This window comes from Gilliamella sp. B2911, from assembly GCF_026536965.1.
GTDB classification, from domain to species: domain Bacteria; phylum Pseudomonadota; class Gammaproteobacteria; order Enterobacterales; family Orbaceae; genus Gilliamella; species Gilliamella apicola_E.
Genome location: NZ_JAFNNA010000003.1, coordinates 126384 through 150682 on the forward strand (window position 1 = coordinate 126384; position 24299 = coordinate 150682).

Sequence of the window (24299 nt, forward strand, 5' to 3'; positions counted from 1 at the left end):
AAATTAACTTGTTAAGTGCTGGTAAAGTGTTATTGAACCAATGATGATAAGAACTATACCGCCAATAAATGATGCTTTTTTCCCAATTAAACAACCAATTTTTTTACCTAGCAATAACCCAAGGGTAACCATAATACAAGTCGCTAACCCGATCATTGTTGATGCGAAGTAGATATTGACACTAGCAAGGGCTAATCCAACACCAATTGCAAAAGCATCAATACTAGTTGAAATAGCCGTAAGGACTAATATTAGAAATGATTTTGAGGAGAGGGGTTTTTGGTCGTCATTTTCATCGTTTTCTTCTTTAAAACTATGATAAATCATATTAAGACCTAACAAAAGCATGACGGCAAAAATGATCCAATGATCCCAGTTTTCAATATATTGAAGTGCAATATAGCCAATAAACCAGCCTAGTATAGGGGTAATAGCTTCGATAAAGCCAAATAAAACGCCTACTTTTAATGCACCGAAAAAGGGTGTTGATTTAAGCGAAACGCCACGACAAACCGCTACCGCAAATGCATCAGTCGACATGGCTAATGCTAATAATAAAATAGCCCAAAAACTCATGATATTTACTCTTGCTTCTAATGATTTTTATTTTAATTTTTATAATTTATTTTTTTGATATTAAAAATAGATAATTAGCTATCTTTTTATCGCCTTTGTTTTTATAAAATTCTGCTGTTTTTATTACATTATTTCGGCGGTTTGAATCATATTCAAAAAGTTGTTTGAACATAAGGTCTGCCGTTTTTGTATCTCCATTTTGAATCGCACAATAACCATATTGCTCATAGGTATCGGCTTTCCAGCGGTGTCGATCAAATTCTAGGCTTTTGCTAAATTGTTCTTTGGCTTCTTGATAACGATTCCTGCCACATAAAAAGGATCCATAATGGACATGAAATAAGCCATTACCAGGTTGCATTAATGTAATACGTTTGTAGATCATTTCTGCTTCATTATATTCACCAACATGCTGATCAAACATTGCCATTGCCAGCATCACTTGTGGATTATTGGGTGAATACTGAGCGGCTAATTTTAGATTATAATGTGCAGCTTTAACATTATCCTCGGATTCATTGGCTTTAGCTAAGTAGCCTAACCCCAATCGCATTCTAGCGAGTGCCGCTGCTTCAGGATCAAATTCTTCACGAGCATTTGTTTGACAGCCAGCTAGTATTAACATACTAATTAATGCAATTAATACGCCTTTCATCCACAACTCCTTTTTATTGTTGAATAAGGTTTTGTTTCTTATACAGTGTGCGTTTAGTACGATCAACCACTTCTCCAGCAAGTTGCCCGCAAGCCGCATCAATATCATCACCGCGTGTTTTACGAACAATAACCGTAAATCCATAACCCATTAATGTTTTCATAAAGCGATCAATTCGGGTATTTGAACAACGAGAATAAGGTGCTCCAGGGAATGGATTCCATGGAATTAAATTGATCTTACTAGGCACATTTTTTAAGAATTTTGCCAGTTCATGCGCATGTTCAACACTATCATTGATTTGATTGAGTAAAACATATTCAATTGTCACCTTACCGTGATTAGCATTTGATGTTGATAGATAACGTAAAATTGAATCACGTAGCATTGCCATATTATATTTTTGGTTAATTGGCATTATTTCACTTCGGATTTCATCATTTGGTGCATGAAGTGAAATAGCTAAAGCAACATCAATCATTCCTGCCAATTTATCTAATGCCGGTACTACGCCAGAGGTTGAAAGTGTGACCCGTCTTTTTGATAAACCATAACCAAAATCATCTAACATGATTTCCATTGCTGGTGCAACATTAGATAAATTAAGTAAAGGTTCACCCATACCCATCATAACAACATTCGTGATAGGCCGATCGGCTAATTTACCTGTAACACCAATCGCATTTGATGCTCGCCAAACCTGGCCAATAATTTCAGAAACGGTTAAATTGCGATTAAAACCTTGCTGAGCAGTTGAACAGAATTTACATTCAAGCGCACATCCCACTTGTGATGATACGCACAAAGTTGCTCGATCACGTTCAGGGATATAAACCGATTCAATCATCTGATTATTACCCACATCTAACGCCCATTTAATGGTACCATCCGATGATCGCTGTTCAAGAGCAATTTTAGGTGCTTTAATTTCAGCTAATTTTTTTAGTTGTTCACGGAGCTTTTTGTTGATGTCGGTCATCAGATCAAAATCATCTATCCCAAAATGATAGATCCATTTCATCACTTGATCAGCTCTAAATGGTTTTTCCCCTAAGGAAATAAAAAACTCTCTTAACTGCTGTCTAGTGAAGTTAAGTAAGTTAATTTTTTCGTTGGTTGGATTTGTGGTGTTTTGATTGGTTGTCACATCTGAACAATCGCCAGACGATTTTTGTGTAGCTGGTGTTAACATATTGCCTCGTTTTTACACATTATGGCTATTTCAATTTTTAGGGAAAGGATTATACTGTTTTTCACCTTGTCTGGCTAATATAATATTAATTACAATTTGAATGATGAAAAAAATAATAAAAACAATTGCCAATTTTACTCAAACTTTAACTCTACTTTTATGTTCAACATTTGCTATGGCACAATCAATTCCATTAAATAAACTTACAGGCCAATTTGATGAGAAAAAAGACAGCGATTTTATTGCTCTGGATTCAACAATATTACCAGTAAATAAAAAAGGCATGTATCTTCAAAAAGAGCCCACTCAGCAGCTAATTAAAGCTTATAACGATTTTAAAAAATCTTATCCAGATATTCCGTTTATAGTTGTGAGTGCAACACGTAATTACACGTATCAAAATGGCATTTGGCAACGTAAATGGGACGCCTTATTACCTAAGTTAAAAGTGCCACAAAAAATTGCCGAAGAAATCTTAAAATTATCTTCAATGCCTGGCACATCAAGACATCATTGGGGAACAGATATTGATATTACCAGCGTGTCATCTGAATATTTTAAAAATGATAAAAAGGGTATTATTTTGTATCAATGGCTTCGTGAAAACTTACCAAAATATGGTTTTTGCCAGCCATTTAATGAAGGAAGAAAGGGTGGATATTTACCAGAAGAGTGGCACTGGTCTTATAAACCAATTGCAAAGCAATATATAGCTGAATATAAGGCGATACTTGAAACTAATCCACAAACGATTATGAAAAATTTGAATTTTACTGGCTATGATAAAATTACACTTGAAAGCCTTGTGAAAGAGTATGTATTAACAGTTAATTCAGAGTGTTATTAGTGCTTTCGCCAATAAGGTAGTTTTATTGTTACCACTAAACCACCGCCATCTCGATTATTAGCTTGAATAGTACCGTTATGCATAATAACGGTCTTTCTTGCAATTGCCAAGCCTAGCCCATAGCCTTTACCTAATTGTGCTGATTGTATACGGACAAAAGGTTCAAAAATGCTTGATAATTTACTTGAATCTACACCAGGACCGCGATCTTTAACCTCTATTTGTAAATATTTTCCTGCTTCTTTTAACGATACTTCAACAGTCTGACCGGCTTTAGAGAAGCGGATAGCATTACGAATAATATTTTCAATCGCTCGTCGTATTTGTTCTGAATTACCTTTAACAATAGAATGTGAAATCGATGATATGCTAAATACTACTTCAATAGATTGATGATTTGCTTCATAGTTAGCATCATTAACAACAACACCAATTAACTCTTTTAAGTCAAAATATTCATCGGTTCGATTATTCATTTCTGCGCGTGAATAATTCAAAATTTCACCTATTAATTGATCTAGGCGTTCCGACTCTAACTCAATCCTAGCTAATGAAGTATCTATGTTTTGTTTATTTTGCTGTGCAAGGCCGATGGCAAGCTGCAAACGGGCCAGTGGCGTTCTAAGTTCGTGTGAAACATCATGAAGTAATGCTTGGCGATCAGAAATTAAGATATTGAGCTGTTCAACCATCATGTCAAAATCTTTACCTAATTCGCTAAGCTCATCACGACGAGGTTTTAATTTTTTGAATAGGCGGACAGAAAGATCGCCTTGAGAAACTCTAAAAAACCCTTGCCTTAATAACTTCATTGGTCTGGTTAAGTTCCATGCTAAAAAAAGGCTGAATACTAACCCAACACATATCCCCATTAATACAATGGGAGTTGGCATATTGAATAAAGTTTTCCTATTATTGCTATGATCTGTTTTATCGTCTTTAAATGATACCGAGTAAAGTGTTCCGTCTGGTGCAACCGCCATCCTTTGATATAAATAACTGGTTGATTCTAATTCATCTGTGATGATATTGACTTGATCATTTTGAGGAGAGACCAATTTTATCGACAATAAAACTCGCTCACGTTCGGGGAGATGTGCGATAAAATTGAGAGTCTCATCTTCACCAGCAACATGTAGTAATTGTGCAATCATATCCACTTTAGTTGGCATATGATTTAAGAATCGTTGATTTTTATTCTCTATATAATAAGAGAAAGCAATCCAAGTTAATTGGAAAGTAAGATAAAAGATTATCCAAAAGATAATCAGAATTTTCCAAAATAATCGACGATTCATGTCAAACCTACATTAACGAATACGGTAACCAACGGCTCTTATCGTTTCAATGGTTACATCATTTTGTGCGACTTGATGTAATTTTTGGCGAATATTACTGATATGGACATCTACACTACGGTCATAAAGCTCTCGTGCACGACCAAGCCCAATTTCAGATAATTCTTCTTTAGTTACCACTCGCTCACTATGTTTCACAAGTAAAACTAATAAGTTAAATTCGGTAGACGTTAAATCAATAGGTTGACCATTCCAAGTGCATAATCGCTGAGGAATATCTAAGGTTAAACCATTAAAGTGATATTTTTTATCATCAACTAATTCAACCGAACGTTCATCAAAACGACGTAAAACCGCTCGTAATCTAGCTAATAATTCACGTGGATAACATGGTTTTGGAATGTAATCATCAGCACCTAATTCTAACCCTAACACGCGATCAATATTATCACCTTTAGCGGTTAGCATAATTACTGGCATATTACATTGTTGACGAATGCTTTTAAGGACATCAATTCCATTAATATCAGGTAACATTACATCTAAAATTGCTACACGGTATTTACCTGAAAGCGCTTCATCAATACCATCTTTACCCAAATAAACACTTTTAATATTAAAACCTTCATTGGTTAAATATTCGCTAAGCATTTGTGATAATTCTACATCATCATCAATTAATAAAATATTTATCATACGTCGCCATTATTATTTAATTTTAGATAGTTACATTATTGCAATAATAAAAAAAAAGTCAGGTGGATTTACTAAAATATTACATATTTTGAACTATTCCTGATTAATTTATTTACTATGCAACTAAGTATAGAAATTTAGATTTACTCTATTTTCATAGTATATATTTCAATCAAAAAACGATTGAATAAGGAACTGTTAGTAGTGATGTAATTTATTAATAAAAGATATGTTTCATTAATATTTTTTAACTAACTTGTTATGTAATATGTGAGCAGTACATTCAGTTTTCAAGTTAAATAGAATAAAATAGTCACATTATTTATAAATTGAACGTTTCACTATTTATTGTTAGCTATATGGAGATAATAAATGAAACTAACTTGGCAACAATTAATTAAATTGGTGAAACACGAAGTTTTACCGGCTCTTGGTTGTACAGAGCCTATCTCGCTTGCTTTGGCTGCTGCAGTTGCAGCTAAATATATTGATAAAAATAATATTAATCGTATTGAGGCTTTTGTTTCGCCAAATTTAATGAAAAACGGCATGGGCGTTACTGTTCCAGGTACCGGTATGGTTGGATTACCTATTGCCGCAGCAATTGGGGCAATTGGTGGAGATGCTCAAGCAGGCCTTGAAGTATTAAAAAATATTAAACCAAAACAAATTAATCAGGCTAAAACGTTAATTAGTGAACATAAAGTTAATGTACAAATTGCTGATAATAATACTGCTATTTATTCTGAAGCCAATATTTATACGAATACCGATCATGTTAGGGTATGCATCGAAAACTCACATACTAACGTAATTTTGATCGAAAAAAATGGTGAAACTATTTTCAAAGCAGATAAAAGAACACAAGGTGAATCTAAACAAGAGTCGATCATAAACCATATGTCAGTCAAACAGATATATGAGTTTGCAACGCAAGCTAATTTTGATGATATCGAATTTATTTTACATTCGGCAGAATTAAACAATGCTTTATCACAAGAAGGATTAAGGCGAGAATATGGTTTAAGTATTGCTGCAACATTGTATGAACAAACAAAAACAGGATTGTTAGCAGATGACTTGCTGTCCAAAGTGATGATTCGCACCGCAGCAGCATCTGATGCACGAATGGGTGGTGCGACTTTACCTGCAATGAGTAACTCCGGTTCGGGTAATCAGGGGATAACCGCAACGATGCCGGTAGTTGTTGTCGCCGATTATTTAAATGCGACGCCAGAGCAATTAGCTAGAGCATTAATTTTATCTCATACTATTGCGATCTATATACATAGCAAATTCCCACCTTTATCAGCACTTTGCGCTGCATCCACGGCTGCAATGGGCGCTGCTGCTGGTATGGCATGGTTGCTTGGAAAAGAGCAATATGAGCCAGTAGATATGGCAATATGCAATATGGTTGGTGATTTGTCAGGAATAATATGTGATGGTGCATCAAATAGTTGTGCAATGAAAGTGTCAACATCGGTTTCATCTGGATTTAAGGCTGTATTGATGGCTTTAAATCGGATTCGAGTAACCGGTAATGAAGGCATTGTTTGTGATAGTGTTGAAACGACCATTAATAATCTAGGGGCGATTGCAAGTAATAGTATGAAAGTATTGGATACTCAGATAATTGATATTATGTCACATAAAGTCTAATGTTATCCCTGATGGTAAAAGAATAGACTTTATGCGCTTTTAATATAACCAATTAGCATTATTTTTAAAAAATATACTGGACAATATTATTTTTTATGCGTAATATTTCGTCCTACTTCATATGGTGGCTATAGCTCAGTTGGTAGAGCCCTGGATTGTGATTCCAGTTGTCGTGGGTTCGAATCCCATTAGCCACCCCATTTATGCAAAGTATGAAACATCTAACGGCGAGTAGCGCAGCTTGGTAGCGCAACTGGTTTGGGACCAGTGGGTCGGAGGTTCGAATCCTCTCTCGCCGACCAATTTAATATAAAAAAGCCTGCTCATTGAGTAGGCTTTTTTATTATCCGCTTTATCGCTTGTATTCTCAGCAATAGCATATAAACAGTTGCTTTATAGTGTTTATTTAACACATTATCTGTTGCTATTTTACCCCACTGTCAACCCTAATTAATATTCATTTAATTGATTTTATTGTATTTTTCATAAAATTTGTGATCTCCCTTACACTTTTGGTACTTAAAATTGACAACATGTATTTATTTATCTATTTTTTGAACTATATTATGTGATTTAAGATATATCTGTGAATTAAAAAAGCCCAGTAATGGAGAGTGATCTTTGGAATACCGAGATATTGCGTCTAAAACCGATGTAGAAGAACAAATAAGAGCAAATCCTAAAATTATTACGGAAAAATCGACTGAGCGAGGACTTGCCGAATTTTTTAAGGTAAGCCGAACAACCGTCAGGAAAGCCTTGCATGATTTAGCTATGGAAAGTTATATGTTTCAAGCAGATAACTATAGCCCGGAACACAATGTTTTTGAAATCAATATGCTAAAAATGTCTTCGTTTAGTGAAGAGATCCAAAAAGAAGAAAATGTTCAAATTGAAATAAAAGTATTGTCCAATCAAATTATAAAGATGCCTGCACAATTGCGTACCTTTTTCGGATCTAACCAGCAACTAATTAGAATTATCAGACAACGTCTCTTGGGGAAAATACCGCTTTCTTATGAAATCAATTATCTCCCTTCAGAAAAATTTACCGATTTAGAAAAACAGGACTTAAATAACATTTCGCTCTATGAATACCTTAAAGAGCATTATCATTTTACACCAAGCCATGGACGGGAAGAGATCACCTACGAAGCGGCGACCGAAGATAAAGCAGAGTATTTAGCTATTGCCGAAGGAACACCTATCTATAAAGTATCAAGTTATAGTTACGATAATAATTTTCAACCATTTGAATATACTGAACAATATTTGATTGGTAACCGATTTCGGTATCACTTATCGGCCAAAAATATCTTCAATTATGAGGAAAAACATAAATGAAGCTATTTGAAAAAATTGCCGCTCAATTACTCGAGCAGATAAATACCGGACGATATGGCGTTGGTGCTGAGTTACCACCCGAAGGACAATTGCAAAAAGATTATAATGTAAGTCGAACAACTGTCCGTAAAGCAATAGATCGATTAGTTGATCAAAATATGGTGGTTAGAAAAAAAGGAGTTGGTCTGTTTGTTGCGCCAACGCTCTCGACCCAAAATATTTTAGAGATGACAGGTATCATAAAACCATACATCTACCCCAATCACAAAAAAGTAATCAAAGAAGCTTACTTAAGACAAGCAGGTGCATATTACAGTCAATTACTAAAAATAAAACCGGCTGAACTGATCTATTACATTAGCTTCCTTGAAGTGGCAAAAAACAGTATTACGAAAGAGATTTTTGTCCTGCCATTAAATAACTTTCCCGATTTTCAAATTTCAATTATCAAAGTGTTATCTACGCTCGAAATCATCAATTCAGGCAAGAAAAAAGTCGATAAATTAGAACAAGATTTGCAACTGATTGTGGCCAACTCCGAGCTCGCTAAACAACTTCGAATCCAGATTAACGACCCATTATTTAAAATTTCTAATCACTATTTTGATACTAATAGCGAACCAATTGCTCTCGAGTATAAGTTTGCTAGTAATACCAAATATGTGGTCGATTTCACTTAGGAGGTACACCAATGATTAAATTGTTACGCGTTGATCATCGCTTATTGCATGGTCAAGTTGTTGTTTCATGGTTCGAAAGTATGGATGCAAACACGATTTTAGTTGCTAATGATGTTGTAGCCAACGACGAACTACGTAAATCTGCGATTCGTTTGGCTAAGCCAGAGCATGCAAAATTAGTGATGAAATCAATTGATGACAGTATTGAGGCGATAAACTCAGGCGCAACTGATAAATATCAAATGCTGATAGTCGTTGAATCAGTAGCAGATGCTGAAAAATTAATCCGTGGCACGCAAGGCAAAATAACCAGCCTTAATTTAGGTGGTACTAAACCACGTGAAGGCACAAAAAACTACTCTAAAACCATCAATTTAACCGATCTTGAAGCAGATTTACTGACCAAATTGCAACAAGACGGTATTGATATCTACATTCAGCAAATTCCAAGTGAATCAAAGCAGAAATTTGAGAAATAGTTGAGAGGTACAAAATGAGTATCGAATTAACCGCATTACTGTTAGCTTTGATTGCGATGTTAGCAAATGGTGAATACTTTTTAGGTTCATCAATGTTATCCAGACCGTTAGTGACTTGTACCTTAGCTGGTTTAGTCATGGGTGATATCACACAAGGCATTATAATTGGGGCAACGTTAGAATTAGCGTTTGTCGGATCGTTTTCAATCGGTGCATCCATTCCACCGGAAATAATTTCCGGCAGTGTTTTAGGTACCGCTTTTGCCATTGGCGCAGGGAAAAGTACCGAAATCGCCTTAGCACTGGGCATTCCAATTGCATCACTGGTTTTATTAGTCAAAAATTTATGTTTTCTTTTTATTCTTCCTTACTTTGTTCACAAAGCCGATAAATACGCCAGCGAAGGCAACGGCAAAGGTATGGATCGAATGAACATACTCGGTGGTTTCTTTTCAATCAATCTGCCAATTGGTTTAGTGGTTGGATTCTCCTACTTATTCGGTAGTTCAGCGGTCAATGGCTTATTAGAAATGATTCCTCGCTTTATTATCGATGGTTTAGGTATTGCCACCGGCTTATTACCGGCGTTCGGTTTTGCTATGTTAATGAAAATTATGATTAAAAAAACCAATGTCACCTTTTTTGTTCTTGGCTTTGCTTTAGCCGTTTATATGAAAGTGCCTGTTACTGGCGTGGCCATTTTTGGTGCCTGCCTAGCACTTATTTTGACCGGTTACTCCTCATTTAATGGAAAAAAAGGCGTAACAGAACAAGACAGTCAGAAGCTAACAACTGGCAACGTTTTAGGTGCACAGGAGATCGATTATGAAAACGAAGAATTCTAAATTAATAACCAATAAAGAATTAACCCGAACTTTTTGGCGCTCTTTCACCGCTGAATGGTCATGGAATTATGAACGGCAAATGAACTTAGGCTATGCCTATGCCATGCGCCCGGCTTTAGATAAAATTTATAGTGATAATCAAGTTGACCTTACCGATGCTTATCAACGCCACTTAGAATTTTATAATGTTACCCCTTGGCTAATTACCTTCCCTCTAGGCATCTGTATTGCCATGGAAGAACAAAATGCCACCGATAGTGAGTTTGATAAAAGTTCGATTAATGATGTCAAAATTGCGTTAATGGGACCGTTAAGTGGTTTAGGTGACTCTTTCTTCTGGGGGACATTGCGTGTTATTGCCACCGGCATTGGCACCTCTTTAGCGCTGGAAGGCAATATTTTAGGTCCATTGTTATTCCTGCTTATCTTTAATGTGCCGGCGATTTTAGCACGATATTTTGGCTTATTAATTGGCTATAACATTGGTGCTTCCTTTATTGAAAAAGTGCAAAAAACGGGCTTAATGGATAAATTGTCCTATGGCGCTTCAGTACTCGGGCTCTGTGTGGTCGGGGCAATGGTTGCCACCATGGTGACACTCAATATGCCATTGAAAATAGGTACCGGTGATGATTCGGCATCCTTACAAGATATTTTTGACGGCATTGTGCCACAGATCCTACCGTTACTCTTTACGCTATTTATGTTTGTATTGGTGAGAAAAGGCGTTAAAGCACATTGGATTCTTCTACTCATTGCCGCCATTGGTATTTTCGGTGCCTGGACTGGGTTATTAGGAAGTTGAGGAATTAACAATGAAAAGTATTGCTGATTATGTCGCATTAGAGCCGAAATATTATCAAGCTGTTTTAGATAATTATCAGACTTTATTTGCCGATCATATCGATTTAAGTCAAATAAAACAGCTTAATGCCATTGTCATTTTTGCCACTGGCTCCAGTGCTAATGCTGCTTATGGTGCAAGACCAATAATGAGCGAACTGTTGAAGATTCCTGTCTATATTGAAGATCCTTCAATGGCGGCCAATTACCTGCACTATAACGATCCAAATACACTCTATTTTGCCATTTCACAAGGTGGAGAGAGTTATTCAACCATTCATTTAGTTGAGGAATTTATTCACCATAACAAGACGATATATAGCCTGACCAGCAATCCACAAAGTCCTTTGTATCAAGTTAGCAATCACGTTTTATCTATGGGGATGCCGATTGAAGAAATGCCTTATGTCAGTGCCGGTTATAGTATCACTATTTTAGATTTGATCTTAATTAGCCTCATTATTGGGCAAAAAACCGAAACCATTAATCAAGCCAAATTTGATGACTATATGAATCAGATTAAAACGATTACCCAATTATTACCACAAGTCATTGAGCGTTCACAAGCTTGGGTTAATCGCCTTGAAGATCAATATACTCTAGCTCAACGGGTAATATTGATCGGTTACGGTGCTACCTACGGGGTTGCAAGGGAAGGAGAAACTAAATTTACCGAAACCGTACGCAACACTGCGTTGGGTAAAGAGCTCGAAGAGTATATGCATGGCCCTTATCTGGGTTTGCATAGCGATGATCAAATCATTTTTATTGAACCGCAAGGAAGACTGGCGCAAAGAGCCGATTCCTTAAAACAATTCTTAAATCAGTATGTGAAAAATGTTGTAACAATTTATGCACATCAACAAGGCAACCGAACACAAAATGACTTATGTCTAGGTATCAGTTGTGATGAGCGATTAACTTCGCTGTTTATGACAATTCCTATTCACTTACTTAGCTATCAAGTATCACAGTTAAAAGGTCACAATCTGGAAAAATCAACATATCCGGAATTTGATGAAATTACTAAATCTAAAATTAAGAGGATTAGAGCATGAGAAAATACGATGAAAAAAAAGAACTCGACAGCATGAATGGCGCATTAGCACTTCGTCCACAAATCAATGAATTTATCGATAAAATTCACTCCCGTGGTTACAGTAATGTGTGCTGGTTAGGTATTGGCGGAACTTACGCTTCATCGATGCAAGCAGTTGTCCATATGAAAGAAAAATCAGCCATTGAAACCTTTATTCAACATGCAGCGGAATATCTGGTTACCGGCAATAAGCGTATAACCAAAGACACCTTAATTATCATCTCATCTGTTACAGGCTCAACCCAAGAGGTCGTTGAGGCTATTAATAAAATTCAACAAGATGTGGGTGCAACAGTTTTAGCCTTTTTAGATAAAGCCGATTCACCATTAGGTAAAATGGCGCACCATGTGATTTCTTACCCAATGAATGAGCAATTAAAATTCTTTATGGCTGCTGATCGCTTAATGTATTTAGCAGGCGAATATCCTGACTATGATGAATTTTATCAACAAATGGATCAACATTTTGCTAAAAACATCGTCGAAGTGGCGAAAAAAGCTGATGCATTCGGGCAAGAAGTCGCATTGAAACATCATAACGATGCTATGCACTATTTTGTCGGTGCTGGCAACCAATGGGGTGCAACTTATTCTCATGCGATGTGCTACTGGGAAGAGCAACACTGGCTACGTTCAAAATCGATCGAGTCTGCTGAATTTTTCCATGGCACATTAGAAGTGATCGACCGTGATACAGCTGTAACTGTTTATGTTGGTGAAGATAGTCAACGTCCATTAAGTGAAAGAGTGGCAAAATTCTTACCGCAAATTTGTGGTAACTACACCATTATTGATACCAAAGACTATCCATTACCGGGTATATCAGAAAAATATCGTGGTCATTTATCACCGTTTGTGTTTAGAACGATAAATAACCGAATTGATGCTTACGTTGAACACTTAAATCGGCACCCAATGACTATTCGTCGCTACTATCGTTGCTTGGATTATTAAGGAGAGCAACAATGGTTGCGGTATTAATCAGTACTCATGGACCTACTGCTCAAAGTCTGATCGTAAGCGCCGAGATGATTTGTGGTAAACAAGCCTTATGTGAGGCCGTGCCCTTTTTAATGGGGCAATCGTTAGATGAGTTTCAACAGCAAATTGAAAATCATTTAGCAAGCTTTGCTCAACAAGGTGAGACAGTATTGTGTTTGGTGGATTTAAAAGGCGGAACGCCTTTTAACACACTAACCAGATTAATGGCCAATTATCCAAATCTAGAAATTGTTACTGGGGTGAATATACCCATGTTATTGGCAACATTTATGCTAAGAACACAAATGGCGCTAGATGATTTACTATCAGAACTAATGCAAACAGCTCAACAAAGTATTGAGCACTATAATATGGTGTCAATGACGTCATCAATAATAGAAGATGAAGAGTTTTAAGCTGGTCAGATATATAATCAATTAATTTAACTTTAATAAGGCAAATATATTTTTAACTCAAATAAAATTATATTTGCTTTTATTCATTACTAGTTATACCTTTTTATCTAAGCCTTGAATTATATAGAATTAATAGGTAGGTAAATTTGACTATATCTAAAGAGAAAATATTTATCATAATATTGATTCTCTTGTTAAGTAGTATTTGTTGCTGTTGTACAACTAATAATGAATTAACGTTAAAAAAAATCGAAGCGAACGATAAATACCGTTGGATGGAAAATCAGCCACAGTTAATCAGTAATTGGTTATTATCTGAGTCTGAACGTACCGTCAACATACTAGATGCATTACCATGGTCAAAAACTGTCAGTAAACGATTTAATCAATTAACTGATTTTGGTTCTGAACCTAGAATTTCTGATATTCAATATGTAGGCGATAATTGTTTTTATTTCAAACAAACAGCAGATTATCCGTATAATCGCCTTTTTGTTAGAGATCGCTACAATAATGAAAAATTGTTGATAGACCCTCCTGTTGGTTATGGTATATATGATTTTTATCCGTCACGTGATGGGCAATATATTGCTTATAGCATTTATGAAAATGGTGCTGAGATATCATCAATAAAAATTATCAATGTAAAAACTAAATCACATCTTAATGATCATATAACTGGCATATCGGATCCAAGCATTATTTGGTCAAATGATAATTTATCTTTTTTTTATAAAAGAAATGATAAATATCAACAAAATAGCCCAAAATCGGGCACAGAAGAGTTATATTTGCACCATCTAAATACTAAGACAAAAGATGATGTCTTAATCTTTAGTAAAAATCAAATAACTGGTTATGACCCCGTTACCGATCAAAATATAGCCTTATCTTTTTCTAGTAATTGGGCTATTGCGTCTATCTCATCTTCTATATCTGGTTATAGTATCGATTTATACCTTACACATTATGATAATCTTAATAATACTAAAGTTCACTGGCAAAAAATCATCGATAGAAAACAAAAAGTTACCAATTTTATTCTAAAAGGTGATTGGTTATATTTAGCTAAATACAATGCGTTGTCTGGTTATACTATTTCGCGTGTGAATTTGAATAAGAATAGCCAATTAGAAGAAAAAATTATGGAATGGCCAAATGGAGATTTGACCCAATTTGCAGCAAGTAAAGATGCTATTTACTTAGCTTATCATGAGTCAGAAACACCCAAGTTTGTTGCTATTCCTTTTACTGACCCTCATCATGTTAAATTGATTTCACTTACAAATAGTGAAGAAATAACAGCCATTTTTAGTGATACTGATCGCAAAGAAATATTATTTACTGCTCAAAATTGGACTGTTCCCCCGAAAATATTTACCTATAACCCCGATAATGGATCAATTCAAGATTCAAAAATGATTAATCCCAGTGCTTTTTCGTTTGCAAACTATGAGGCTGAACAACAATGGGTAAAATCAAACGATGGAACACTTGTTCCTATGACGATTATTCATCCTAAAGGGATCAAATATGATGGTACTGCTCCTACATGGTTAACTACCTATGGTGCATATGGTGTAAGTCAGCGCGCTTTTTTTGATGCTACACGTTTAATTTGGCTTGAAAGAGGTGGAATAATTGCAATTGCTCACGTTCGAGGAGGTGGAGAATTAGGCGAAGATTGGCATATTGGCGGTAGCTTAGCTAATAAACAAAACTCAGTTGATGACTTTATAACATGCGCACAATATTTAATTAATCATAATATTACTCAACCATCTAAGCTAGTTATCAGCGGTGAGAGTGCAGGTGGTATTATAATTGGAATGGCATTAGCTAAACATCCTGAACTTTTTGCTGCGGCATCTATTAATGTGGGTATGTTAAATATGAGTCGATTAGATAAAATCGCCATTGGTAAAGCAAACTTTGCTGAGTTTGGCTCGCCATTAAACTCAAAACAGTTAAAGGATTTATCTAAAATAGATGCTTATTTAAATTTAAAAGATTATGTTACGTATCCACCGGTTATGATTTCGGTAGGTTTGAAAGATGAACGTGTAGCACCATGGCAAAGTGCTAAATTTATCGCTCGTCTTAATGAGATAAACCATACCCAAAAACAGCAGGTATTAGTTATAGCAGATCAATATGAAGGGCATTTTTTTGATAATTTTCTAAATACAGTCGAGTTTTTTATTTGGAAAACCATGCCAACACCATAATTAAAAAATAGTTAATATTAGAGTTAATATTATTTATGACAATCCTCATCATCAAATAAGTCATTTGGGTGTACTTATCATCGTAAAAAATTATCTGGAAAAGGAATATCAATAAAAACTAGCCAGCAATTTAAAAACGATAGTTTTATATAATTCGCTATTATCTTTTAATACTCTTAAAAAATAATTCTTATCTCACTTGTTTTATGATGATATTTTGTTTTAATAGTCAATAAAGATTTCTTTATATAACATCTACCGTTGGAAATAAAATATGAAAAATGTTGGTTTTGTTGGTTGGCGTGGAATGGTTGGTTCCGTCCTTATGCAACGTATGGTTGAAGAGCATGATTTTGATTATATCAATCCTGTTTTCTTTTCTACTTCTCAAGCTGGTCAAGCTGCCCCTACCTTTGGTGGTAAAACAGGAACATTACAAAGTGCCGATAATATTGATGCTTTGAAAGCATTAGATATTATAGTGACTTGCCAAGGTGGTGATTATACTTCTGAAATTTATAAAAAATTGCGTGCAACTGGCTGGCAAGGTTACTGGATTGATGCGGCATCAACATTGAGAATGGAAGATGAAGCAATCATTGTTCTTGATCCAGTCAATAAAGCTAATATTCATGCAGCTTTAGATAGAGGTATCAAAACCTTTGTTGGTGGTAACTGTACTGTAAGTTTAATGTTAATGTCGCTTGGTGGATTGTTTGCTGAAAACTTAGTTGATTGGGTATCGGTATCAACTTATCAAGCTGCTTCAGGTGGCGGTGCGCGTCATATGCGTGAATTGCTTACCCAAATGGGTATGTTAAACGCCGAAGTAGCTAAAGAGCTACAAGACCCTAATTCTTCGATCTTAGATATTGAACGGAAAGTGACGCAAAAAATGCGTGATGGTAGTTTACCAACAGATAATTTTGGTGTGCCATTAGCGGGTAGTTTAATCCCTTGGATTGATAAAGCTCTTGATAATGGTCAAAGTAAAGAAGAATGGAAAGGCCAGGCTGAAACGAATAAGATTTTAGGTACTAGCCAAATTATTCCTGTTGATGGACTTTGTGTGCGTATTGGAGCATTACGTTGCCATAGTCAATCATTTACCATCAAACTCAAAAAAGACATCAGTGTACCAGAAGTTGAAAAACTACTTGCTGCACATAATGATTGGGTTAAAGTTATACCTAACGATCGTGATTTATCAATGCGTGAGCTGACTCCAGCAGCTGTTACTGGTACATTAACTACGCCAGTAGGACGTTTACGTAAACTTAATATGGGTAAAGACTATTTATCAGCCTTTACTGTTGGCGACCAGTTATTATGGGGAGCTGCCGAACCATTAAGAAGAATGCTTCGTATCTTAGCTTAATCAAAAAAAGCCCGGTAGCCGGGCTTTTTTTGTGATATATGCACATTATAATGTAATGTTGTTTTCTAACAATGTCATTAATAATGAACCATTAAATAACGCTTGTTGTATCAATGCAAATGCACCAATTGCTGAACGGTCATTAAGCGATGAACAATTGATAGTAAGATTTTTTCTCAACTCTTCTAAACTTTGTGCGTTTAACGCGCTGTTTACCGCATTTAACAACACTTCTGATGATTTAGTTAATTCACCCGCTAACACAATTCGTTGTGGATTAAAAATATTCACCATCATAGCAACAGCACGACCAAGATTTTCACCAGCATCTTTGACTAACTTAATTGCCAGCTCATCGCCTTGATTAGCATATTTACAAATAGTGGAAATATTACAGTTATCTAAACTTAATTTAGTTGGATAACCTTGCTCAATCATCTGTTTAGCTCGAAACTCGATTGCTTTATTAACTACACGATTTTCCAAACAGCCAAAATTTCCACAATGGCAACGCTCTCCTAACGCATCGATTTGGATGTGTCCAACTTCACAAGCACTTTGATTATGGTTTGTTAATAGTTGCTGATTGACAATTACACCGGATCCCACACCGCGATGTACACGAATCAAAATTGAGTCATCAACATCTTGAGTTGAGCCAAAATAACTTTCGGCTAGAGCTAAACTTTGAATATCATTGCCAATAAAAATCGAAATGTTAAATTTATTACGAAGAGCATCAGCTAGAGGCCAAGCTTTAACTTGAATATGAGGTGTATAACGAATAATCCCGCGAACAGAGTCAATCAAACCTGGTAATACCACTGATATAGCAACAAGATGTTTTATTTTTTTGCTATTTTGCTCTATGAACTGTTCAATTAATGCAATTAAATATTCTTCAGCTGATTCTTGGGTAAACGAGGTTAATGGATAAACTTCAGATACTAAACAGTTAGCACCAAGATCATATAGTTCAATGGTAACATGGGAACGACTTAATTGAATGGCAATAGTCTGATAGTAACCAAATTTTGCTTGTATTGACACAGCCGGACGCCCACCAGTTGATTGCTGTGCATCAACTTCTTTGATTAAATTTTTTTTAATAAGTTGGCGAGTAATTTTGGTTATACTGGCTGGTGCTAATTGACTAATTTCGGCGAGTTGTATCCGTGAAACTGGGGCTTGCTGAACAATCAAACGGTAAATCATAGCGTAATTTAATTGTTTGATTAGCTCAGCATTGCCAACTAGGTGTAGATAATTAAAGGTCATATTTTATCTCAATATTTTCATTAACTATCTAACATTCTAGCGGGTCATTACTCCATTAACAACCGTTTTCACGTTTGAAAAATCACGATTAAAAATAACTAAGTTCGCAATTTTACTTTCACTAATTGTACCAAGTTGTTTATCAACACCAATTGCTTTTGCAGGATAAAGCGTTGCCATCCTTAGAGCTTCATCTAAAGCAATACCAACATATTCAACTGCATTTTTAACTGCTTCAATCATAGTTAATGCTGAACCACCTAAAGTGCCATTTTCATCAACACAACGGCCATCTTTATAATAGATAGTTTTATCAGCAAATACGCCAGAGGTTAAATTAGACCCTGCTAATAACATAGCATCGGTAATCAAAATTAAATGATCTTGTTTAATTTTATGACTATTACGAATATTAGCCCAACTTACGTGTTGACCATCAGCAATAATACCGACATAAACTTCGGGTTCATCATAAATTGCACCAACAACACCGGGCTCTCGTCCAGTGATATAAGGCATTGCATTAAATAGATGCGTTCCTAAACGGATACCAGCATTAAAACCACGACGACAATCTTCATAATGACCGTTAGAATGACCGACAGAAACATGAATACCAGCATCAGCTAATTGCTTAATATAGTGAGATTCAACTTTTTCTGGGGCTAACGTAATGATTTTTATGACATCAGCATTTTCACAAAGGAAGTCGATCATTTTTTGTGAAGGTTGGCGGATGTAATTTACATTATGAATACCCTTCTTTTCTGGGTTAATGTAAGGGCCTTCAAGATGCAAACCTAATGCCTGATTTGGATGTTTAGCCAAATACTCACGCATAACGTTTACTGCTTTAATCATAAATTCATCAGTTGATGTGATTAAAGTTGGTAAATAGCTTGTACAACCATAAACTAGGTTAGTTTTTTGCATTTTTTCTAATGTCTCGACACTTAACGCATCGAGGGTCTCATTAAATTGTACACCACCACAACCATTGACTTGAATATCAATAAGACCCGGTGCAACAATGGCACTTTGTAAATCTTCAGTAGTGATATTAGCTGGTAGTTCTTCTTGTTTACAAACTTTGGCGATCTTATCGCCGTCAATAATAACGGCGTGATTTTCAAGAATTTCATAACCAGTGTAAATACGACAATTTGTTAATGCGTACATTGAGTTATCCTTTATAAAACGGTCACTTTAAGGTTATCAGCTTCCATTTGTTTAAAATATTTTAGTGTTTTCACTTTAAGATCATCAGTACTTGGCTCATCACAAACAATAATTGATGCTGGATGCATTTGTAATGCCGTAACTGTCCATAAATGATTAACGCATCCTTCAACACCGGCTTGTAACGCTAAACTTTTGTTGTGTCCACAAACTAATAAGATCACTTCCTGTGCATCCATTAATGTTGCAACACCGATCGTTAACGCATGTTTTGGAACTTGTTTGATATCATTATCAAAGAAGCGTGAGTTAGCGATAATTGTATCTTCAGTCAAAGTTTTAATTCGAGTTCTTGAACAAAGTGAAGAACCTGGTTCGTTAAATGCAATATGTCCATCCTGACCAACACCACCAACGAAAATATTGATTTTACCGTAAGATTTAATCTTTTCTTCATATTCGCGGCATTCTTGATCGATATCTGGTGCATTACCATTTAATATATGGATATTGTTTTTATCAATATCAATATGGTTGAAGAAATTTTCATACATGAAAGTGTGATAACTTTGAGGGTGATCTTCTGGAAGACCGACATACTCATCCATATTAAAGGTAACAACGTGTTTAAAACTGACTTTACCTGCTTGATATTGTTTGATGAGTTGTTGATACATAACTAGCGGAGAACTACCTGTAGGTAAACCTAATAAAAACGGACGTTCCGCTGTCGGTTTAAATTGATTAATTTTGTTAACAATGCGCTGTGCTACCCAAGCGCCGACTTCTTGCGCATTTACTAAAGGAATAAGTCTCATAAGATACAGCCTCTTCTGATATAATTAAATAAAATCTTTTTTTTTAACGTAAAATATGTTGAGCATATTCTACTATATTAAACTAATTAATCAAAAATAAATCGTGATATAAATCACAAAAAGCAAACATTTAATTTGCGAAGTAAAATAATATAATGTGAAATATAGTTGACTTACTTACATTTACTTAAAGATGTGAAATTTCATTATTTTTTAAGTAACCCAAAATAATAATATGAGGTAAAACTTATGGGAATTTTAGCTTATTTACAACGCATTGGGCGTTCATTAATGGTGCCGGTGGCAGTATTACCTGCGGCGGCAATATTGCTGGGTATAGGTTACTGGATTGATCCAAATGGTTGGGGACAAAATAGCATTATTGCTGCCTTTTTAATAAAATCTGGTGGTGCAATTATTGAAAACATGCCAATCCTATTTGCTATAGGTGTTGCTTATGGTATGTCTAAAGATAAAGATGGTGCAGCTGCATTATCTGGATTAGTCGGTTTTTTAGTTGTCACAACATTACTTTCACCAAGTTCTATTGCATTATTTAATGGTATTGATACTAGTGTTGATGGTTGGCAATCACAAATTTCCCCTGCATTTAAAAAAATTAATAATCAGTTTGTTGGTATTTTAGTTGGTATTATTGCAGCTGAATTATATAACCGATTCAGTTCTGTTGAATTACATAAAGCGTTAGCTTTTTTTAGTGGTAAACGGTTAGTTCCCATTATTGTTTCTATCGTTATGCTATTAGTTTCTGCTGTTTTATATTTTATATGGCCATCTATTTATGATGCATTAGTTGCTTTTGGTAAATACATTAAAGATTTAGGCTCTATTGGGGCGGGTATTTATGGCTTCTTTAACCGTTTGTTAATTCCGGTCGGCTTACACCACGCACTTAACTCGGTATTTTGGTTTGATGTGGCTGGCATCAATGATATACCAACTTTCCTTGGTGGACAAAAATCTATTGATGATGGGTTAGCAACCATTGGTATTACCGGTCGCTATCAAGCAGGATTTTTCCCAATTATGATGTTTGGTTTACCGGGTGCAGCATTAGCCATGTATCATACAGCTAAAAAAGGCAATAAAGATAAAACCGCATCGATCATGTTAGCCGCTTCATTTGCAGCATTTTTCACTGGGGTTACTGAACCTTTAGAATTTGCTTTTATGTTTGTAGCACCTGTACTTTATGTGATCCATGCTATTTTAACTGGAATTTCACTATTTATCGCTGCAACCATGCAATGGATAGCTGGCTTTGGCTTTAGTGCAGGTTTAATCGATATGCTGTTATCCAGCCGCAATCCTTTGGCTGTACATTGGTATATGCTTATTCTTCAAGGTGTCGTATTTTTCTTTGTATATTATATTGTGTTCCGTTTTGTTATTGTTAAATTCAATCTTAAAACGCCGGGACGTGAAGACGATGTGACCGATACTTCAGCTGAAGAGAATGTACCAACTGTAGGTGATACTTCTAAGCTTGCTGAACAATATTTAGTTATCGTTGGTGGTAAAGAAAATCTAACTAATATTGATGCTTGTATCACACGTTTACGTTTGAATGTTCATGATTCAGATTTGGTTGATGAACAAGCAGCTAAAGCACTTGGTGCAATGGCAGTGATAAAACTAGGTAAAACTGGCGTTCAAATTGTTGTTGGTCAACAAGCTGAGAAGATTGCCGATAAAATGAAAAAATTAGTTTAATATCAATTTTATTAAATAAGTTTTATCAATATTCTCCTCGTGGTAGTAATGATAAAAGCCACGAGGATTTTTATTATCTTTGGCAAGCATAGATTTTGTTTATAGAATTATAAAAAAAGTTGAGGAGCGGGGTTTTTGAAGGTCATTAAAAGCGTAAAATAGTGTCTTGATTCGCGAGTAACTGATGAAACTGGGTAATTTCGATTTGTTGGTTAGGGATATTGAAGGCAATCTGGCTTAAATTTCGCTCATCTAAAGCTGTTTTACAAACATAAACCTCTTCAATGTCATAAAGTTCTAACATATTAAAGGTTGCTATGTAATCTCGCATTAATATCTTTTCTGGATGTTGATTAGGTAAGAGATGAAAAACACCGTCACCCATAAAAAAGACAGAGATGTGATTAAATGTTGATAAAGCTAAAGCAGTATCCAATGCTTCTCGGCCTTTTGCATTGCCGTGTGGTGGAGTACTAATAATAATTGCTACATTTTTCATCTAATCTACCTTTTTAAAATTGTAGAACTCGATCAGAACTTGCTACTGCCTCACTCAATTCACCAAGGCCGGTTAGTTCAAAATGTTCAGCAAGGTTTTCTATACTAATTCCCCTTCTTTGTGCTGCTGCTACGCAAACCTTAAGCTTTAAAGCATTTTGTTTTGCTAAGTCTTGCCATGCTTTGACGAGTTCAAATTCATCATTGGCGGGATCAGTAAAATGATTAGCGTTATAGACACCGTCAGCATAAAAAAAGATGCTATTGATTGAGTGATTTGTATTTGAAGATAATGTTTGAGCAAATTGATAAGCACAATAAGCAGATTGGGTCCCATAAGCGGGACCCATAATAACCAGCGTATAACTTAATGGTTTCATCAAATTAGTTTGGTGCTTGTACTGGCCGAGCAGTTGGAATAGCTTCTTCGTTGTTATCTTTATCAATACCAAGCAATTCAACTTCAAAAACTAAAGTTGACGCAGGGGTAATATTGGCATTGTCACCTTGGCTTGGGAAGCTTTTATCTTCATAAGCTAATTCTGGTGGGACAACTAATTTAATTCTACCGCCAACACCAATGAGTTGAATTCCTTCAGTCCAACCTTTGATTACACCGTCAAGTGGGAAGGTTGCTGGCTCGTTTCGGTCATAAGAACTATCGAATTTACGACCATCAGTTAAGGTACCAACATAGTGAACGATAACAGTATCTTTGGCAGTTGGGTGAGCTCCAGTACCTTTTTGAATAACTTTATATAATAAACCTGATTTAGTTTTTATTACTCCAGGCTCTTTGGCAAATGCTTCACGGAATTTTTCACCCGCTGCGGTATTTTCAGTTTTTTGCTTTTCAAATCGCGCTTGGCTTTCTTCTTGGATACGTTTACCGAAAGCTTCTAGAATTGTGTTCACTTCTTCTTGATTAAGTTGTGAATCACCTTTCATGGTTTCATTAAATCCGCTGATTAGATATTCTTGGTCTGCTTTTACTTCATTTTGTTCTAAGTTTGATTTTAGGTAGTTAGCAAATGAAGAACCTAATGCATAAGACTCTTTTTGGGCTTCAGTGGTAATTTTTATTTTATTGTTCAAAGAATCAGCTTTTTCAGTTGAAGTTGAAACTGTGTTTTCAGCTTTATCATCGGTTTTAGCAGGCTCGGCTTTATTTTCTGCTGGTGCAGGCTCTGCTTTATTTTCTGCTGGTGCAGGCTCTGCTTTATTTTCTGCTGGTGCAGGCTCTGCTTTATTTTCTGCTGGTGTAGGCTCTGCTTTATTTTCTGCTGGTGTAGGCTCTGCTTTATTTTCTGCTTGCGCAGGTTCTGCTTTATTTTCTGCTGGTGCAGGTGCTGTTTCGGTAGCATTTGTCGTTGTAGTAGCAGGTGTTTTGTTTTCTTCGGTAGTTTTTTTATCATCACAACCTGCAAGTGCTAATACGATAGCACTACTTATCAATGTCATTTTAATAAATGATTTCATTTCACTCTCCAAGTTAAAAGATCTTTTAGCTAAATATTCACGGTATTATATATGATCTATTATATGATAATATAGTTTTTACGTATCTTTTATC

24 protein-coding genes and 2 tRNA genes are annotated in these 24299 nt (G+C 35.5%); 15 read left to right on the forward strand and 11 right to left on the reverse strand.

Features of this window, described 5'->3' with window-relative positions; all coding sequences use genetic code 11:
• Positions 1 to 3: 3 nt before the first annotated feature.
• The 3 genes from J3U27_RS04230 to J3U27_RS04240 are packed head-to-tail and all read right to left on the reverse strand — an operon-like array spanning position 4 to position 2423.
• Positions 4 to 576, reverse strand: a complete 573-nt coding sequence (locus J3U27_RS04230) for a manganese efflux pump MntP family protein (protein ID WP_065562750.1) — start codon at positions 574 to 576, stop codon at positions 4 to 6.
• Positions 577 to 622: 46 nt separating this feature from the next.
• The gene (locus J3U27_RS04235; RefSeq protein WP_220225435.1) at positions 623 to 1231 is read right to left on the reverse strand and encodes a hypothetical protein; all 609 of its coding nucleotides are present in this window, start codon (positions 1229 to 1231) and stop codon (positions 623 to 625) included.
• 13 nt (positions 1232 to 1244) lie between these two features.
• Positions 1245 to 2423: a bifunctional tRNA (adenosine(37)-C2)-methyltransferase TrmG/ribosomal RNA large subunit methyltransferase RlmN gene (locus tag J3U27_RS04240; protein ID WP_081303311.1), complete on the reverse strand. Its 1179-nt coding sequence runs from the start codon at positions 2421 to 2423 to the stop codon at positions 1245 to 1247.
• Positions 2424 to 2523: 100 nt separating this feature from the next.
• On the opposite strand from J3U27_RS04240, the gene J3U27_RS04245 reads away from it, so the two are divergent.
• Positions 2524 to 3270, forward strand: a complete 747-nt coding sequence (locus J3U27_RS04245) for a M15 family metallopeptidase (protein WP_081299501.1) — start codon at positions 2524 to 2526, stop codon at positions 3268 to 3270.
• Here J3U27_RS04245 and J3U27_RS04250 read toward each other — a convergent pair.
• Together J3U27_RS04250 and J3U27_RS04255 are read right to left on the reverse strand one after the other, a co-directional pair.
• A complete protein-coding gene (locus J3U27_RS04250; protein WP_065562747.1) occupies positions 3267 to 4568 on the reverse strand; it encodes an ATP-binding protein in 1302 nt (433 codons plus the stop codon). The two genes, J3U27_RS04245 and J3U27_RS04250, sit on opposite strands and share 4 nt — an antisense overlap.
• A 12-nt stretch (positions 4569 to 4580) precedes the next feature.
• Positions 4581 to 5261, reverse strand: a complete 681-nt coding sequence (locus J3U27_RS04255) for a response regulator transcription factor (protein ID WP_065562775.1) — start codon at positions 5259 to 5261, stop codon at positions 4581 to 4583.
• Positions 5262 to 5636: 375 nt separating this feature from the next.
• Between J3U27_RS04255 and J3U27_RS04260 the strand changes: the two genes are divergently transcribed.
• From J3U27_RS04260 to asd, 13 genes are all read left to right on the forward strand, one after another.
• Positions 5637 to 6926, forward strand: coding sequence for a serine dehydratase subunit alpha family protein (locus J3U27_RS04260; protein ID WP_267376924.1), 1290 nt, complete (start codon positions 5637 to 5639; stop codon positions 6924 to 6926).
• Positions 6927 to 7050: 124 nt separating this feature from the next.
• Positions 7051 to 7126 (forward strand) — tRNA-His (locus J3U27_RS04265).
• Positions 7127 to 7151: 25 nt separating this feature from the next.
• Positions 7152 to 7228: transfer RNA gene (locus tag J3U27_RS04270), tRNA-Pro, on the forward strand.
• 319 nt (positions 7229 to 7547) lie between these two features.
• Complete coding sequence (locus tag J3U27_RS04275) at positions 7548 to 8270, forward strand: GntR family transcriptional regulator (protein ID WP_081299500.1); 723 nt, start codon at positions 7548 to 7550, stop codon at positions 8268 to 8270.
• On the forward strand, positions 8267 to 8950 hold the full coding sequence (locus J3U27_RS04280; RefSeq protein ID WP_267376925.1) for a GntR family transcriptional regulator: 684 nt from the start codon (positions 8267 to 8269) through the stop codon (positions 8948 to 8950). Before J3U27_RS04275 ends, J3U27_RS04280 begins: the two co-directional genes overlap by 4 nt.
• Before the next feature lie 11 nt (positions 8951 to 8961).
• Positions 8962 to 9429: a PTS sugar transporter subunit IIB gene (locus J3U27_RS04285; protein WP_065562744.1), complete on the forward strand. Its 468-nt coding sequence runs from the start codon at positions 8962 to 8964 to the stop codon at positions 9427 to 9429.
• Between the two features lie 14 nt (positions 9430 to 9443).
• Positions 9444 to 10274 (forward strand): PTS mannose/fructose/sorbose/N-acetylgalactosamine transporter subunit IIC, encoded by an 831-nt coding sequence (locus J3U27_RS04290; protein ID WP_220225430.1) that lies wholly within the window; start codon positions 9444 to 9446, stop codon positions 10272 to 10274.
• Positions 10255 to 11079: a PTS system mannose/fructose/sorbose family transporter subunit IID gene (locus J3U27_RS04295; protein WP_065562742.1), complete on the forward strand. Its 825-nt coding sequence runs from the start codon at positions 10255 to 10257 to the stop codon at positions 11077 to 11079. The genes J3U27_RS04290 and J3U27_RS04295 overlap by 20 nt, the downstream gene beginning before the upstream one ends.
• A 10-nt stretch (positions 11080 to 11089) precedes the next feature.
• A complete protein-coding gene (locus J3U27_RS04300) occupies positions 11090 to 12175 on the forward strand; it encodes an SIS domain-containing protein (protein WP_267376926.1) in 1086 nt (361 codons plus the stop codon).
• Positions 12172 to 13170, forward strand: coding sequence for an SIS domain-containing protein (locus J3U27_RS04305; RefSeq protein WP_065562740.1), 999 nt, complete (start codon positions 12172 to 12174; stop codon positions 13168 to 13170). The genes J3U27_RS04300 and J3U27_RS04305 overlap by 4 nt, the downstream gene beginning before the upstream one ends.
• An 11-nt stretch (positions 13171 to 13181) precedes the next feature.
• Positions 13182 to 13613, forward strand: coding sequence for a PTS sugar transporter subunit IIA (locus J3U27_RS04310; protein ID WP_267376927.1), 432 nt, complete (start codon positions 13182 to 13184; stop codon positions 13611 to 13613).
• A 191-nt stretch (positions 13614 to 13804) separates the two neighbouring features.
• Positions 13805 to 15841 (forward strand): prolyl oligopeptidase family serine peptidase, encoded by a 2037-nt coding sequence (locus J3U27_RS04315; protein WP_267376945.1) that lies wholly within the window; start codon positions 13805 to 13807, stop codon positions 15839 to 15841.
• 274 nt (positions 15842 to 16115) lie between these two features.
• Entirely contained in the window at positions 16116 to 17219 is a 1104-nt protein-coding gene (gene asd / locus J3U27_RS04320) for an aspartate-semialdehyde dehydrogenase (RefSeq protein ID WP_065562737.1), read from the forward strand.
• Between the two features lie 45 nt (positions 17220 to 17264).
• Here the strand turns inward: asd and J3U27_RS04325 are convergent, their stop codons facing one another.
• From J3U27_RS04325 to nagB, 3 genes are read right to left on the reverse strand one after another with little or no spacing between them, the layout of a single operon-like run.
• Positions 17265 to 18497, reverse strand: a complete 1233-nt coding sequence (locus J3U27_RS04325; protein WP_267330803.1) for an ROK family protein — start codon at positions 18495 to 18497, stop codon at positions 17265 to 17267.
• Positions 18498 to 18533: 36 nt separating this feature from the next.
• Positions 18534 to 19676, reverse strand: a complete 1143-nt coding sequence (gene nagA / locus J3U27_RS04330) for an N-acetylglucosamine-6-phosphate deacetylase (protein ID WP_220225425.1) — start codon at positions 19674 to 19676, stop codon at positions 18534 to 18536.
• 11 nt (positions 19677 to 19687) lie between these two features.
• The gene (gene nagB, locus J3U27_RS04335; protein WP_065562734.1) at positions 19688 to 20494 is read right to left on the reverse strand and encodes a glucosamine-6-phosphate deaminase; all 807 of its coding nucleotides are present in this window, start codon (positions 20492 to 20494) and stop codon (positions 19688 to 19690) included.
• A 249-nt stretch (positions 20495 to 20743) separates the two neighbouring features.
• On the opposite strand from nagB, the gene nagE reads away from it, so the two are divergent.
• Complete coding sequence (gene nagE / locus J3U27_RS04340) at positions 20744 to 22228, forward strand: N-acetylglucosamine-specific PTS transporter subunit IIBC (protein ID WP_065562733.1); 1485 nt, start codon at positions 20744 to 20746, stop codon at positions 22226 to 22228.
• A 145-nt stretch (positions 22229 to 22373) separates the two neighbouring features.
• Here the strand turns inward: nagE and tusC are convergent, their stop codons facing one another.
• Genes tusC through fkpA form a run of 3 tightly spaced genes read right to left on the reverse strand, consistent with a single transcriptional unit; the run spans position 22374 to position 24205 of the window.
• Positions 22374 to 22727: a sulfurtransferase complex subunit TusC gene (gene tusC / locus J3U27_RS04345; RefSeq protein WP_267376928.1), complete on the reverse strand. Its 354-nt coding sequence runs from the start codon at positions 22725 to 22727 to the stop codon at positions 22374 to 22376.
• Positions 22728 to 22740: 13 nt separating this feature from the next.
• The gene (tusD, locus tag J3U27_RS04350) at positions 22741 to 23106 is read right to left on the reverse strand and encodes a sulfurtransferase complex subunit TusD (protein WP_267330799.1); all 366 of its coding nucleotides are present in this window, start codon (positions 23104 to 23106) and stop codon (positions 22741 to 22743) included.
• 4 nt (positions 23107 to 23110) lie between these two features.
• On the reverse strand, positions 23111 to 24205 hold the full coding sequence (gene fkpA / locus J3U27_RS04355) for an FKBP-type peptidyl-prolyl cis-trans isomerase (protein ID WP_267376929.1): 1095 nt from the start codon (positions 24203 to 24205) through the stop codon (positions 23111 to 23113).
• Between the last annotated feature and the right edge of the window lie 94 nt (positions 24206 to 24299).

Excerpts from the sequence above, each read along its gene's own strand:
- nagB (WP_065562734.1), bottom strand. The coding sequence starts at position 20,494 with ATGAGACTTATTCCTTTAGTAAATGCGCAAGAAGTCGGCGCTTGGGTA.
- J3U27_RS04290 (WP_220225430.1), top strand. The coding sequence starts at position 9,444 with ATGAGTATCGAATTAACCGCATTACTGTTAGCTTTGATTGCGATGTTA.
- J3U27_RS04300 (WP_267376926.1), top strand. The coding sequence starts at position 11,090 with ATGAAAAGTATTGCTGATTATGTCGCATTAGAGCCGAAATATTATCAA.
- tusC (WP_267376928.1), bottom strand. The coding sequence starts at position 22,727 with ATGAAAAATGTAGCAATTATTATTAGTACTCCACCACACGGCAATGCA.
- J3U27_RS04280 (WP_267376925.1), top strand. The coding sequence starts at position 8,267 with ATGAAGCTATTTGAAAAAATTGCCGCTCAATTACTCGAGCAGATAAAT.
- J3U27_RS04250 (WP_065562747.1), bottom strand. The coding sequence starts at position 4,568 with ATGAATCGTCGATTATTTTGGAAAATTCTGATTATCTTTTGGATAATC.
- J3U27_RS04305 (WP_065562740.1), top strand. The coding sequence starts at position 12,172 with ATGAGAAAATACGATGAAAAAAAAGAACTCGACAGCATGAATGGCGCA.
- nagE (WP_065562733.1), top strand. The coding sequence starts at position 20,744 with ATGGGAATTTTAGCTTATTTACAACGCATTGGGCGTTCATTAATGGTG.
- J3U27_RS04245 (WP_081299501.1), top strand. The coding sequence starts at position 2,524 with ATGATGAAAAAAATAATAAAAACAATTGCCAATTTTACTCAAACTTTA.
- fkpA (WP_267376929.1), bottom strand. The coding sequence starts at position 24,205 with ATGAAATCATTTATTAAAATGACATTGATAAGTAGTGCTATCGTATTA.
- J3U27_RS04295 (WP_065562742.1), top strand. The coding sequence starts at position 10,255 with ATGAAAACGAAGAATTCTAAATTAATAACCAATAAAGAATTAACCCGA.
- tusD (WP_267330799.1), bottom strand. The coding sequence starts at position 23,106 with ATGAAACCATTAAGTTATACGCTGGTTATTATGGGTCCCGCTTATGGG.
- J3U27_RS04230 (WP_065562750.1), bottom strand. The coding sequence starts at position 576 with ATGAGTTTTTGGGCTATTTTATTATTAGCATTAGCCATGTCGACTGAT.
- J3U27_RS04310 (WP_267376927.1), top strand. The coding sequence starts at position 13,182 with ATGGTTGCGGTATTAATCAGTACTCATGGACCTACTGCTCAAAGTCTG.
- J3U27_RS04260 (WP_267376924.1), top strand. The coding sequence starts at position 5,637 with ATGAAACTAACTTGGCAACAATTAATTAAATTGGTGAAACACGAAGTT.
- J3U27_RS04240 (WP_081303311.1), bottom strand. The coding sequence starts at position 2,423 with ATGTTAACACCAGCTACACAAAAATCGTCTGGCGATTGTTCAGATGTG.
- nagA (WP_220225425.1), bottom strand. The coding sequence starts at position 19,676 with ATGTACGCATTAACAAATTGTCGTATTTACACTGGTTATGAAATTCTT.
- J3U27_RS04325 (WP_267330803.1), bottom strand. The coding sequence starts at position 18,497 with ATGACCTTTAATTATCTACACCTAGTTGGCAATGCTGAGCTAATCAAA.
- J3U27_RS04235 (WP_220225435.1), bottom strand. The coding sequence starts at position 1,231 with ATGAAAGGCGTATTAATTGCATTAATTAGTATGTTAATACTAGCTGGC.
- J3U27_RS04285 (WP_065562744.1), top strand. The coding sequence starts at position 8,962 with ATGATTAAATTGTTACGCGTTGATCATCGCTTATTGCATGGTCAAGTT.
- asd (WP_065562737.1), top strand. The coding sequence starts at position 16,116 with ATGAAAAATGTTGGTTTTGTTGGTTGGCGTGGAATGGTTGGTTCCGTC.